The sequence below is a fragment of the Methyloceanibacter sp. genome (assembly GCF_035650995.1).
Taxonomy (GTDB): domain Bacteria; phylum Pseudomonadota; class Alphaproteobacteria; order Rhizobiales; family Methyloligellaceae; genus Methyloceanibacter.
On record NZ_DASRGO010000099.1, the window covers coordinates 1 to 10,757 of the forward strand.

General features: G+C 63.4%; 13 protein-coding genes. 9 read left to right on the plus strand and 4 right to left on the minus strand.

Going from position 1 to position 10,757, the window contains the following annotated elements:
- The 7 genes from VFB18_RS07745 to VFB18_RS07775 form a co-directional block, all read left to right on the plus strand.
- Nucleotides 1–281, plus strand: a 281-nt coding sequence (locus tag VFB18_RS07745; RefSeq protein WP_324973147.1) for an ATP:cob(I)alamin adenosyltransferase, incomplete at its 5' end; no start/stop codon positions are given.
- A gap of 20 nt (nucleotides 282–301) precedes the next feature.
- Nucleotides 302–1,015, plus strand: a complete 714-nt coding sequence (locus tag VFB18_RS07750) for a rhomboid family intramembrane serine protease (RefSeq protein WP_324973149.1) — start codon at nucleotides 302–304, stop codon at nucleotides 1,013–1,015.
- A gap of 130 nt (nucleotides 1,016–1,145) precedes the next feature.
- A complete protein-coding gene (locus VFB18_RS07755; protein WP_324973152.1) occupies nucleotides 1,146–1,898 on the plus strand; it encodes an electron transfer flavoprotein subunit beta/FixA family protein in 753 nt (250 codons plus the stop codon).
- Nucleotides 1,898–2,842 (plus strand): electron transfer flavoprotein subunit alpha/FixB family protein, encoded by a 945-nt coding sequence (locus tag VFB18_RS07760; protein ID WP_324973155.1) that lies wholly within the window; start codon nucleotides 1,898–1,900, stop codon nucleotides 2,840–2,842. The genes VFB18_RS07755 and VFB18_RS07760 overlap by 1 nt, the downstream gene beginning before the upstream one ends.
- 87 nt (nucleotides 2,843–2,929) lie before the next feature.
- Entirely contained in the window at nucleotides 2,930–3,808 is an 879-nt protein-coding gene (locus VFB18_RS07765) for a 3-hydroxybutyryl-CoA dehydrogenase (protein ID WP_324973158.1), read from the plus strand.
- A 423-nt stretch (nucleotides 3,809–4,231) separates the two neighbouring features.
- A complete protein-coding gene (locus VFB18_RS07770) occupies nucleotides 4,232–4,900 on the plus strand; it encodes a hypothetical protein (protein WP_324973161.1) in 669 nt (222 codons plus the stop codon).
- 146 nt (nucleotides 4,901–5,046) lie between these two features.
- On the plus strand, nucleotides 5,047–5,679 hold the full coding sequence (locus VFB18_RS07775; protein ID WP_324973164.1) for a hypothetical protein: 633 nt from the start codon (nucleotides 5,047–5,049) through the stop codon (nucleotides 5,677–5,679).
- Between the two features lie 70 nt (nucleotides 5,680–5,749).
- Here the strand turns inward: VFB18_RS07775 and VFB18_RS07780 are convergent, their stop codons facing one another.
- Nucleotides 5,750–6,598 carry a hypothetical protein gene (locus VFB18_RS07780; protein WP_324973167.1) on the minus strand — a complete coding sequence of 283 codons (849 nt, stop codon included), beginning with the start codon at nucleotides 6,596–6,598 and terminating at the stop codon, nucleotides 5,750–5,752.
- Between the two features lie 206 nt (nucleotides 6,599–6,804).
- On the minus strand, nucleotides 6,805–7,062 hold the full coding sequence (locus tag VFB18_RS07785; RefSeq protein WP_324973170.1) for a hypothetical protein: 258 nt from the start codon (nucleotides 7,060–7,062) through the stop codon (nucleotides 6,805–6,807).
- Between the two features lie 252 nt (nucleotides 7,063–7,314).
- Here VFB18_RS07785 and VFB18_RS07790 point away from each other — a divergent pair, with 252 nt between their 5' ends.
- Nucleotides 7,315–7,545, plus strand: a complete 231-nt coding sequence (locus VFB18_RS07790; protein WP_324973173.1) for a hypothetical protein — start codon at nucleotides 7,315–7,317, stop codon at nucleotides 7,543–7,545.
- A 190-nt stretch (nucleotides 7,546–7,735) separates the two neighbouring features.
- Here the strand turns inward: VFB18_RS07790 and VFB18_RS07795 are convergent, their stop codons facing one another.
- Nucleotides 7,736–9,106, minus strand: a complete 1,371-nt coding sequence (locus VFB18_RS07795; protein ID WP_324973176.1) for a PAS domain S-box protein — start codon at nucleotides 9,104–9,106, stop codon at nucleotides 7,736–7,738.
- Between the two features lie 319 nt (nucleotides 9,107–9,425).
- Here VFB18_RS07795 and VFB18_RS07800 point away from each other — a divergent pair, with 319 nt between their 5' ends.
- A complete protein-coding gene (locus VFB18_RS07800; protein ID WP_324973179.1) occupies nucleotides 9,426–9,953 on the plus strand; it encodes a hypothetical protein in 528 nt (175 codons plus the stop codon).
- Nucleotides 9,954–10,567: 614 nt separating this feature from the next.
- On the opposite strand, the gene VFB18_RS07805 is transcribed toward VFB18_RS07800, so the two are convergent.
- On the minus strand, nucleotides 10,568–10,757 hold a 190-nt coding region (locus VFB18_RS07805; RefSeq protein ID WP_324973182.1), incomplete at its 5' end, for a hypothetical protein.

A 10,757-nucleotide genomic window follows, 5' to 3' on the forward strand; every position in this document is an offset into this window, starting at 1 on the left:
TCGAGCGCGAGATCGATCGGCTCAACGCCGAGCTCGAACCGCTGCGCTCGTTCGTGTTGCCGGGCGGAACGGCGGCGGCGAGCCATCTTCACCTCGCACGCACCATTTCCCGGCGCGCCGAGCGGCTGATGGTGGCGCTCGCGGCAAGGCCCGACGAGCCCGTGAACGAAGCGGCGCTCCGCTACGTTAACCGGCTGTCCGATTTCCTGTTCGTGGCCGCGCGCCACGCCAACGACAAGGGCAAGGCCGACGTGACCTGGGTGCCGGGTAAGAACCGGTAGCGAGGGTCGAGGGTGTCACCGTGTTCATTCCGCTCCACGACACGAATCCCCTCAAGCGCATCCGCTTCCAATATGTGACGGCGGCGCTGATCGTCATCAATGTGGCCATCTACACGATTTTCGAGACCGGATGGTTCTTTCCCCTCGACGACGAGAACGCCGCGGCGTTCGCCGTGATCCCCGCCAAGCTGATGGCCGGCGGCGCGCCGAGCGGCTCGATCTTCGCTACCGGCGCCTTTCCCATCCCCGAGCGCTTCACGCTCGTGAGCTACATGTTCATCCATGGGAGCTGGATCCATCTCATCGGCAACATGGCGTTTCTGTGGGTATTCGGCGACAACGTGGAAGATGCCATGGGGCATCTCCGCTTCGTCATGTTCTATCTGATGTGCGGGATCTTCGCCGGCGTGCTGCATGCCTGGATGATGCCGGACTCCGAGTTGCCGCTGATCGGCGCCTCCGGCGCGGTGGCGGGCGTCATCGCCGCCTACCTCATCCTCCACCCCAAGGTTAAGGTGTGGATCCTCGCGCTGTGGCGCATTCCCATCAAGATCACCGCCGCCTGGGCGCTCGGCATCTGGATTGCCGCCCAGTTCGTCAATCTCCTGATCGAGGGGGAGGAGAACGTTGCCTGGTGGGCCCATGTGGGCGGGCTTGCGGCCGGCGCGGTGCTGATCCTGTTTATGCGGCGGCGCGGTGTAGTGCTGTTCGACAAGACCAGAAGCGGCGCCTGAAAGGCGCCCGAAAACCTCAGAAACCATTGACTTGAGGCAGGCCCGGCAGTACGGTCGCGGCCATTTCGCAAGTGCGAGATGGCTGGGTCAGGGGGGCCAGTCAAACTAGCGTGCGGGGAACTGTAGCCGCATGAAAATTCTCATTCCCGTGAAACGGGTCATCGATGCAAACGTCAAGGTCCGCGTCAAATCCGACGGCAGCGGAGTCGACCTTGCCAACGTGAAAATGTCGATGAATCCGTTCGACGAAATCGCCGTCGAGGAGGCCGTCCGCATCAAGGAGCGGGGCGAGGCCACCGAGGTCGTTGCCGTCTCGATCGGCAGCGCCAAATCGCAAGACACGCTGCGCACGGCGCTCGCCATGGGCGCCGACCGCGCCATCCTGGTCAAGACCGACCAGGCGGTAATCGAGCCGCTCGCCGTCGCCAAGCTTCTGAAGCGCGTGATCGAGAACGAGAAGCCCGACCTCGTCATCATGGGCAAACAGGCGATCGACGACGATTCCAATCAAACCGGCCAGATGCTCGCCGGCCTGCTCGGCTGGCCGCAAGGCACCTTCGCCTCGAAGGTCGAGCTCAACGGCGCGAAAGTGAAAGTGGTGCGCGAGGTTGACGGCGGGTTGGAGACCGTCCAGCTCGCAAAGCCTGCCGTGGTCACCACCGATCTCAGGCTCAACGAGCCGCGCTATGCCTCGCTTCCCAACATCATGAAGGCCAAAAAGAAGCCGATCAACGAAACCACGCCGGAGGCGCTCGGCGTCGACATCGCGCCGCGGCTGAAGCTCATTGCCGTCGCCGAGCCGAAGGCGCGCGAGGCCGGCATCAAAGTCGACAGCGTGGCCATGCTGGTCGACAAACTCAAGAACGAGGCGGGAGTGCTTTGATGGCGGTGCTGTTGCTGGCGGAGCACGACAACAAGGCGCTGGCGCCGGCGACGGCAAAGGCGCTGACCGCGGCGCGCGCCATCGGCGGCGACGTCGATATCCTCGTCGCGGGCGAGGGGTGCCGTGCCGTCGCGGAGGCTGCAAGCAGGCTCGAAGGCGTGCGCAAGGTCTTGCTCGCCGAAGCGCCGCATCTGGCGCAGCGGCTCGCCGAAGAGGTGACCGCGACGGTGCTTGAGCTCATGCCCGGCTACACCGCCCTTCTTGCCCCGGCGACGACCACGGGCAAGAACGTGCTGCCGCGCGTCGCCGCCCTGCTCGACGTGGCGCAGGTCTCGGACATCATCGAAGTCAAGTCGCCCAATACCTTCGTCCGCCCGGTCTATGCCGGCAACGCACTCGAGACGGTCGAGGCGACCGACAAGGTGGTCGTCGCCACGGTGCGCACCACGGCTTTCGCCGCCGCGGGCGAAGGCGGCAACGCCCCGGTCGAGACGGTTTCGCCTGCGCCAGCGGTCGGGCTGTCGAGCTTCGAGGGGTCCGAGATCAGCCAGAGCGAACGGCCGGAGCTCACATCCGCGCGCATCGTCGTGTCGGGCGGGCGCGGCATGCAGTCGGGCGAGAACTTCAAGAAGCTGATCGAGCCGCTGGCCGATCGGCTCGGCGCCGCGGTGGGCGCAAGCCGCGCCGCGGTCGATGCCGGCTACATGCCGAACGACCATCAGGTCGGGCAGACCGGCAAGGTGGTGGCGCCCGAGCTTTACATCGCCGTCGGCATCTCAGGCGCCATCCAGCATCTTGCCGGCATGAAGGATTCCAAGGTGATCGTCGCCATCAACAAGGATGCCGAGGCGCCGATCTTCCAGGTCGCCGATTATGGGCTCGTCGGCGATCTGTTCACAGTCCTGCCCGAGCTCGACGCCGAACTGAAGAAGGCGGGCTACTAAGAAGCAGGTTCATGAGGCATGACAATGGACGACATAGTGCAAGGCGCCACGATCCTCACGGATCCGAAAGCGCAGCGGGAGTCTGACGTGGAACCCATTCGCAAGGTCGGCATTATCGGCGCGGGACAGATGGGCAGCGGTATCGCCCACGTCGTCGCGCTATCCGGTTATGACGTCGCGCTGCACGACGTCGCCAAGGAGAAGATCGACGCGGCGATCGCCACGATCGACAAAAATCTCACCCGCCAAGTGGCTTCGGGCAAGATCTCCGAGGACGAGAAGAAGAAGGCGCTCGCGCGCATCTCCTATGCCGAGACGTTGCAGGCCCTGGCCGACGCCGACCTCGTGGTCGAGGCTGCGACCGAGGACGAAACGGTCAAACGCAAGATCTTCGTGGCGCTCTGTCCCTACCTCAAGCCCGACGCCATCATCGGCACCAATACCTCCTCGATCTCGATCACTCGCCTTGCCGCCGCAACCGACCGTCCCGAGCGCTTCATCGGGCTGCATTTCATGAACCCCGCTCCGGTGATGGAGCTCGTGGAGATGATACGCGGCATCGCCACCGACGACGTCACCTTCGGCCGCACCAAGTCCTTCGTCGAGACGTTGCACAAGACCGTCGCGGTCTCCGAAGATTTTCCCGCCTTCATGGTCAACCGCATCCTCCTGCCGATGATCAACGAGGCGGTCTACACGCTCTACGAAGGCGTGGGCACGGTGGACGCCATCGACACCGCCATGCGGCTCGGGGCGCATCACCCGATGGGACCGCTCCAGCTCGCCGATTTCATCGGCCTCGATACCTGCCTCTCGATCATGCAGGTGCTCTACGAGGGACTCGCCGATTCCAAGTACCGTCCCTGTCCGCTGCTCGTTAAATATGTCGAGGCCGGCTGGCTGGGACGGAAGACGAAGCGCGGCTTTTACGACTATCGCGGCGAAAAGCCGATGCCGACCCGCTAGTTAATTCGGGACTACAGGGCTTTCACGGCCGCAACGCCGGATGATCTTGCGTCGGACCCGACGCTTGAAGATGTCATCTTTCGCCGGTAAGATTTTGCCAGTCGTCAAGGACCATGCTGCCTCAGGGAGGCAAGTGTGCGTGTTTGCCTGCCTGATCTGGCTGACACCGTCCCCGCCGCATGCATCGGCGTGATTGCTGCGCCTGCCGCGAGTTCGGCCGGCGACAGCTCCAACCATCCTGTTTTCGACACTCATATTGAATCGAGCGTGCCATCCGCATGCTCGCTGCCGCGTGACGCTGTCAAAGTGCTGACACGTCCCGCGAAGCAAAGTGGGGCGCGGGGCCCGCAAGAAGCGGGCGCCGCGCAGGTCTAGGAGCTTGTCCCGGCGGCCGGGAGGGGCCGCCCAACTCGCGAGGTGAACATGAAACTGCTGCGATTGGTGACTGGCGCTCTCGGCGCCGCTGGGCTCGTCTTGCTCTTTGCGGCCGGGACCGCGCGAGCGGACTGCAATCCCGACACCGCCATTTACGACGACGACTTCGAGTTCTTGGACGGCTCCTGGGGTGATCCAGACGACCACTTCGATGTCGAGGAGGGAGCGCTGACCGTCCACGACTGGCGTGAGCAGGTTAATTTCGCCACCAAGAACCAGGGTGCGAATATCTGCGTCGATACCACCATCGCCGACGCGCCCGGGCCCGATGCGAGTCCGATGGGCGTGATCTTCTGGTGGCAGGACTGGGACAACTATTACTATGCGTGGTATTGGGCCGACGGTTCGGTTGCCGTGAACCGCATCCTCAAAGGCAAGTATGTCAGCGTGGTTTCGACCAAGTCGCTCGCGGTGAAAACGGGCGTCGGCCAGACCAATCACCTCGAACTCGACGTCAGGGCCAAAGACGCCACGCTATTCATCAACGGCACTCAGGTCACCCGCTTCAGGGGCGTGCAGCCCAAGGACGGCGGCGTCGTCGGGATCATCGCCTATTCCGCCGACAACAAGCCGGGCATCTACAAGTGGGACAATTTCATTGTGAGCGAGCCGGGCGACACCGCAGGGGGACCGAGCGAGACCCCAAGCGGTCAGTGACATTCGACGCCGTCGTGCTCGGCGTGAACGACGAAGCGAGTCGCGTTTCGGGCCGGCCTTGGTCGCAAAGTCGCGATCGGGCCGGCCTTCTCGCTGCAAGGGTTTGGTGCGATCCGGATCGTCCGGACGACGAAGGGAGGTAGATTATGACGTTTCGTTCAAGTTTGGTGGCCGGCGCCGGCGCAGCGCTTCTGTTCGGCTGGTTGCTGGCTACGCCCGCGTTCGCCGCGTGCGATCCGGACAATGCGATCTTCAGCGACGATTTCGAGTTTCTCGATGGCACGTGGGGCGACCCTGACGACAACTTCTATGTCGAGGAGGGGGCGCTCGTCATCAAGCAATGGGCGGGTCACGTCAATTTCGCCACCAAGAACGACGGAGCCGATGTGTGCGTGGATCTCACCATTGCCGACGCGCCGGTGCCCGACAGTAGCCCGATCGGATTGATCTTCTGGTGGCAAGACTGGGACAACTATTACTACATCTACCAGTGGGCGGACGGGAGCGCCGTCGTCCGGCGCGTGGTGAAGGGCAAGGACAGCGACCTGTTCTGGATCAACTCGCTCGCCATCAAGAAGGGCGTCGGCCAGACCAATGCCTACGAGCTGCAGCTCAGGCCGAAGGACGCCACGCTCATCATCAACGGGACCGAGGTGAAGCGGTTCAAGGGCGTTCAGCCCAAGGATGGCGGCGTCGTCGGCGTCACCGCCGGGTCGCCCGAGGACAAGCCCGCCACCTTCAAGTTCGACAATCTCGTGGTCAGCCCGCTTTCGGAGTAAAGGCGCCGCGCAAAACGCATCGGGCCGCCGCCGGCAACCGGCAGCGGCCCGATCGCATTACCAAGCGCGGCTAGTTGGAGACCGATTTGACCTTCAAGCTGCTCGCTTTCGGTGCATTGGCTTTTTGCACCTTGGCGGCGAAGGCGGCCGACTTGGAGGCCGAATAGGACCCGCGGGCGAGCTTCGAGCCCTTCTCGGGGGCGTGGACGCCTTGTGAGGATTTCTTCGACTGATTGGCCGACTGGCTGGCGGCGACGTAATTGGGCTTGACCAACGCCGCCTGGGCACCGGCCCCCGCCGAGTTGTCGAGCGAAGCGAGCTCAATGTGCTTCGGCGCCGCTTGCGACGCGGCCTCGGCCTGGACGGCAGCGCTGTTCTGGACGGCCTCCTGGGGCGCCGCCGCCGCTTGGGCGAGATGGGGCGAGGCCGCTTCAGCTGCACTCATTGCGGCGACGCTCGCCTGCGGCGCGGATTGAACGGCCGACTGCCCGGCGGCCTCGGACAGCGATTGGGCGGACGGGGCGGACTTGATGGCGGCTTGCGCTCCGGCCGACTGTGCGGCGCTCGCCGAGAGGAGCTGCGGCGAGGGTGCGGATTTGACGGCGGCCTGCGCACCCGCCGCCTGGGGGGCACTCACCGAAAGGAGTTGCGCCGCGGGTGCCGATTTGACGGCGGCCTGGGCTCCCGCCGATTGAGCGGCGCTCGACGAAAGCAGCTGGGCCGTGGGCATCGATTTCGCGGCAGCCTGTGCAGATGCCGCCTGCGCCGTGCTCGCCGAATGGGATTCGGCCGACATGGCGTTGGGCTTCGCCTTGGATTGGCTCGTCTCGGCGACGGCGTAAGAAGACGCTGCCACCAACGTTAAGGCGACCAGGACCGCCGGTGTCGAATATTTCAGTCTCGCCAAGTTCCTCGACATGGACATGTTTCTCTCCAGAGATTTCATAACCGACGCTCCTGGATGATCCCCACCTTCAGCGGCCAATTGTAAGGTGCTCGCAAGCTTCCCGCCAACCCTCTTCGCATTAAATCTTGGACACGAAGGGGCGTCAGGTGTGTGAAGGCAGGATGACGGCTGGGCGACGCCGCGCAGCCGTCATGCGAAGGGATAGTGCTCTCGCGCGGCTAGGTTTTATGGTGCTTGTGCGCAAGCGGATGGGCGCCGCACGTCACGCACACGCAGATCGGATCGCACTGCAAGGTCGCGCCCTTGGGGCAGAACCAGCCCTGGCCTGCGCAGTCGGCGGTCTCGACCGGCGAAAATTGCCGTGCCGATTGTTTCAGCCCGTCGGCCGCGACACCCATGGTCGCGTTGGCCTCGAAGGCATAGCAAGCGGCGAGCAAGGCCGCTCCGGCGGCAAGCGATGTGAGGATTTTGCGCATCTTTTCCCTCCATGTGCGCGAGGAGATCCCCGTCCCTCGCGCCGAGGAAAATGTAGCACTCGCCGCCGTTTAGCAGGCTGCTACCGATCGGCGCAGGCGCGTACGTGCGTCGCAGCTGGACGCCGCCGAAGCCTCCGCGAAAAAAGACCTCCCGCCGATCGGGCGTCCCGCCGGCAGCGGCACAACGCCCTTCTGCGGCGTACCGTCCTGGCTTATGCTCGATTCGCCCAATCTGCGGCAGCGAGGTGCAACATGAAGACGCTGATTGCCGTGTTGACCGGGTGCCTGATGCTGGTGCTGCTCGCGTTCGCTCCGGGCGCAACCGGCGCCGAGGCGGCATCGCGCTATGCCGCGAACTACTGCAAGACTCGTTACAATCTTTGTCTCGCCCGCTGTCCCGACCGGGTCAGGTGCTTCAGCCGCTGCCTGACGCAGTACAAATATTGCGTGCCGCCGGCGCCATCGCTCGGCGATTTGCTGTAGGCAGCGTCGTGGCGCCCAATCATTCGCCTCGTAGGACTGGTGGCCACGACACCTAATCCGTATGCGGAACTAAACCAACACCAACCGCGTTTTGATGCACGTGATCGGCCCAGTACCCCCGTGCGCCCCCTCCCCGCGCGCAGCACCGACACAAGCCCCGGCCCGTTGCCGGGGCTTTCTTTTCCGCTCCTCAACCGTGCAAGGCAGGTCGCGCGGGGGCTAAACCCGCCTGGATCGCGCTGACGGGAACGCGCAGCTCATAGGTCACTCCCGTTATGTCGAAGGTCATCTCAGCGTGGTGCCCGAACTGTTTTGCAACGTCGAGCAGGATGGTACTGCCGAAGCCCTTGCGAAGCGGTTTCTTGACCGGCGGCCCGCCGCTCTCCTTCCAGAGGAGCGAAAGGATATCCTCGCCATTCGTGCGCACTAGCCTCCCCTCTATCGACACGTGGCCGCTCGGCGTCGAGAGTGCTCCGTACTTCGCGGCGTTGGTCGCAAGCTCGTGGACGATGAGCGAGAACTGCTGAGCGGCGGCGGCGTTGACCGCCAGTTCGCATCCGCTGAGCGTCAGGTGCTCGGAGAACGCGGACAGTTCGGCCTTGATGATCTCCTCCAGAGGCGCGCCGCTTCCGACCGCATCGGCGAGCATGTCGTGAGCGCGTGCGACCGCCATCAGCCGCCCTTCGAAAGCTTTCTTGGCCTCCTCGGCCTTGATGCTCAAGGCAGCGATCGATTGGATGACGGCGAAGAGGTTGCGCGACCGGTGCTGCAGCTCGCGAACGAGAAACTGCTGCCGCTCCTGCGCGGCCTTGCGCTCGGATATGTCCACCACCGTTGCTAGGACGGCACTTAGCCCATTGCGACTGACGGGTGCGAGCCCGACCTCGACCGGAACTTCGCTCCCGTCCTTGCGGCGTCCGCTCAGCTCCCGTCCGCCACCCATGAGCCGAGGCTGAGGATCGAGCTGATAACGCCGCCTCTCAGATACGTGAGTTATTCTCTGTGCCTCGGGAACCAATAACTCGACTTCCTGACCAAGCAACTCCCGGCGGTCGTAGCCGAATAACGCCTCTGCTGCGCGGTTCACGGTCTTGATGACACCATGATCGTCCACGACGACGATGCCGTTTGGCGCAGCCTCGACGAGGACGCGGATGTTCCTCTCGTGCGAGACTACGCGCTCGATGGCTTTATTGAGCAGGTTGACCAGCGCGACATTGAGCGCGCTCACCAGGATGAAGAGCGTGAGCGAGACGGCTTCCGGCCGACCGACCTCCAGGCTCCATTGGGGCGGGATAAATGCAAACCAAGCCAGCACAGCCGATGCAGCCGTCGCCAGAATGCCGGGCCAGAGTCCGCCTAGGAACGTCGCTAACAGGATCGCGGGGTAGTAGGTGATGAAGGGCGTGCCCTGCATCGCGTAAGGGCCGATCACCCAGCGGAGGAAGGTCGCGGCGGCGACCGCGCCGGCAGCTACGCCATATGCAAGTAACGGTCTCTCGCGGGTGTACTGCGCCACCTCGACCAAGCGAGAGGTCGAGAGCGACGGACTGAGCGGCACGGCTCCTCCTCCCCAACGCAGTCTCGAGAGTTCAATATCACAGTCTTTGGCGCGTTTAGAGGCAAATCGGTGCGGCCTTGGGGGATGGTCAAAGAAGAAATGACACTGGGCGCGTCATCGAGCCGCAACACAACCTCCGATGGCTGGAGCGTCCGCGATGGGAAATGAAGGGGCATGTTGCATCGCGAGACTACTCACTCGCTATTGCCCCGAAAAAGGCACACACTTCGCCGTCGCCGGCACGCGGCCAAACATGGGCTCCGGTGGCTGAACGAATAGATCATTTGCGCTTCCGCATACCAATAAGCAGGAGCGTGCAATGCGTTCTATCCAGTCCCCGAAGACGGTGTTTCTTGACGGTGACCTCGCTCAATTGCAGTGGGTCTTTGACGAGGTGTGTTCCGTTCTCGAAAGCCGGCGAGGCCGGATCGACGAAGGCACGAAGGCTTACATCCGGCGTCGCCTCTTCGTGCTGGCGTGCAACGGAATGAGTGATCCAGAAACGTTACGGAGTCACTTGTTGGCTAGCTTCGTGCGCTCGCCGGACCAGGCGAAGATTTGGCCTCTCCGCACGGCTTCTCGCGAACTTTGCCGCGCGCCCGTGTTTGGCAGGACCAACGACCGCCGCCAGGAGCGTGTACTGTTTACTCACATTGAGTGCTTCTGCCCGCGCTGCCGCGTGATCCGACAGCGCCCGATGAGCTGGCTGCCACGCATCTCGATGGGGCTCACGCTGGCGCAGCTCTCAACGAGATTGCGTTGCGCCGAGTGCGGCGGCTCTTTGCTGTCGGTCAAGCCGTGGCATCAGGCCGATATGCTCGGCAAGCCGCAGGGACGGAGGGGCTAAGATGTCCGAGGCAAGCGACCTTCGTTGGATTGATCCTCGCGATGAACTGATTCATGTCGTTCTTGAGACAAAACTACAATATGGACCGAGTTATAGAACTCGATGCGGCTGGGTAGTTCCCTGGCGCGATATTTGGCACGCAAAGGAAGGCTCTCACCAAGACCTTGAAATGTGCGGGGTCTGCATGGCTGGCATCGGACTAAGCCCTGAGACTTAGTGCTTTCCCCACTTGCGGATCAGCTTCCAACGGTACTCCTCAGCGGTAAGACCGCCGCGCATTACCGTCAACTGTTCTTCTGTGTAGTGGGACCTTGCCGCCGCCGCGCTCGCGGCGGATGGTGATGAAACGCGGCTCACTCCGAGCAGCAACCGCCCGCGCGAGCTTCTTCATGCCAGCGAGGGTCTGCGGGCGCTCAGGTCTTGTGTCGATGAAGCGGGGGCTTCGACCTCGCCGCTATCTCGCGGGCGAGCTTTACGCGGTCACGCACGGTTCGACTACACCGCACCGCGTGGATCACAGAGTCAAGGTTGCGCTGTCCGGCAAATATGTCTTCAACCCCAGGGGTTCGACGATGATGCTGGCGATTCCAGGATAACAGCGAGCAGGGCGATGACTATTCCTTGGGTAGGTGTTCGCATAGCTTGATGCCAGGATGGCGGTCGCAGTAGGCGGTATCGAATCCAATACTCGAGCCGAAACCGACGATCTCCGGCCGGTCCTGCCCCATGCAGTAGAGGGTGAGCCGATTGAGGCCCACCTCAGGGGGGTGCGTGCCATCCTCTTGCGTGCTCCACATGTAGATC